The organism is Cellulomonas sp. P5_C6, assembly GCF_054049635.1.
Map to the genome: position 1 here is coordinate 1 of NZ_JBFULZ010000352.1, position 1,622 is coordinate 1,622.

Sequence of the window (1,622 nt, forward strand, 5' to 3'; positions counted from 1 at the left end):
GTTCCACGCTCACGTGACAACCTCGTCGGGTGATCGCCCCCCGGTTCCGCCAGTCGTGTCGGTGCATGTGCACCGTCGCCGCGGACCCGTGCGTGTGCTGCTGTCCGCGGAGCAACTGACCCCGCCCCTCGTCCCCCCTCGGGCGCGCGGTCTGCGTCCAGAGAACCGCGTCCCCAGCGGTGGGTGCAGGCGCACGTCCACGTTCTTCCGGAGATAACGCCCCTATGGCGCACACCAGGATCGCCCCGCCCGCTGCTCGTGCCGAGGGTCAGTGGGCGTTCGGCCAGACGGAACCGCTGAACGGCAACGAGCTGTTCAAGCAGCAGGACGACGCCCTCAACGTCCGCCAGCGGATCGAGGACGTCTACTCCCGCGAGGGCTTCGCCAGCATCGCACCCGAGGACCTGCGCGGACGGATGCGCTGGTGGGGGCTCTACACGCAGCGCAAGCCCGGGATCGACGGCGGCAAGACGGCGACGCTCGAGCCGCACGAGCTGGACGACGAGTTCTTCATGCTCCGCGTCCGCTGCGACGGCGGCGCCCTGAGCCTGCAGCAGCTGCGCACCATCGCGGACATCTCGGTCGAGTTCGGCCGCGGCACCGCGGACGTCACCGACCGGCAGAACATCCAGCTGCACTGGATCCGCATCGAGGACGTCCCGGAGATCTGGCGCCGGCTCGAGGCCGTCGGGCTGAGCACCCAGGAGGCCTGCGGCGACTGCCCGCGCGTCGTCCTCGGGTCCCCCGTCGCGGGCGTCGCGGCCGACGAGATCATCGACGGCACCCCCGCCGTGCGCGCGATCGTCGACAACTACATCGGCGATCCCCGTTTCTCGAACCTCCCGCGCAAGTTCAAGACCGCGATCAGCGGCTCGCCGCACCACGACGTCGCGCACGAGATCAACGACGTCGCGTTCGTCGGCGTGGTGCACCCGTCGCTGGGTCCCGGGTTCGACGTGTGGGTCGGCGGCGGCCTGTCCACCAACCCCAAGCTCGGCGTCCGGCTCGGCGCGTTCGTGACGCTGGAGCAGATCCCCGACGTATGGGTCGGCGTCGTCAGCATCTTCCGCGACTACGGCTACCGCCGGCTGCGCACCCGTGCCCGCCTGAAGTTCCTGGTGGCCGACTGGGGACCCGAGCTGTTCCGGCAGGTGCTGGAGGGCGAGTACCTCGGCTACACGCTCGAGGACGGGCCCGAGCCGCCCCCGCCGCCCACGGGCCGCCGCGACCACGTCGGCGTGCACCCGCAGAAGGACGGCAGCTTCTACGTCGGCATGGCGCCCACGGTCGGCCGCATCTCGGGCGAGCTGCTGCAGCAGCTGGCCGATCTCGTCGAGACGGCGGGGTCCGACAAGGTCCGGCTGACCGTCGAGCAGAAGATCGTCGTGCTCGACGTCGCGCCGGCGAAGGTCGACCCGCTGGTCGAGGGGCTCGAGGCGCTGGGTCTCCCGGTCCGGGCGGCGAGCACGTTCCGCCGCGGCACCATGGCGTGCACCGGCATCGAGTTCTGCAAGCTGGCCATCGTCGAGACGAAGGCGCGCGCGACCCACCTGATCGGCGAGCTGGAGGACCGGCTGCCGACGTTCGACCAGCCGATCACCATCAACCTCAACGGCTGCCCC

1 protein-coding gene is annotated in these 1,622 nt (G+C 70.9%); it reads left to right on the top strand.

The window, feature by feature from the left end; all coding sequences use genetic code 11:
• Nucleotides 1-224 precede the first annotated feature (224 nt).
• Nucleotides 225-1,622, top strand: a 1,398-nt coding sequence (locus tag ACXJKG_RS21030; protein ID WP_456847659.1) for a nitrite/sulfite reductase, incomplete at its 3' end; no start/stop codon positions are given.